The following is a 220-nucleotide window of genomic DNA, read 5'->3' on the forward strand; positions in this document are numbered from 1 at the left end:
TCTTGTTCTTCAAATCATGCTGCTAATAATGTTCCAGTGGCAACATCAATTGCATGATAAAGATAGAATGGTTTATTATTTTTTAAATATGGTTCAAGCTGAGCATCGATTTCAACAATTTCACCAAATTCTAAATTTTTCTTTAGACCCAAAACTTGTCTTTGTTTTTCATTTTGTTTAATTTGTTTATAATATTTTTTTAATAGCAATGTTGTCTCTT

Annotated in this window: 1 protein-coding gene; it reads right to left on the minus strand. The window is 26.8% G+C overall.

Features of this window, described 5'->3' with window-relative positions; genetic code table 4:
• Positions 1-209 (minus strand): hypothetical protein (locus AC0B4N_RS04325; protein ID WP_465102602.1); only part of this gene is annotated, 209 nt, incomplete at its 3' end.
• Positions 210-220 lie beyond the last annotated feature (11 nt).

The sequence above is a fragment of the Mycoplasma sp. 13536 genome (assembly GCF_055523495.1).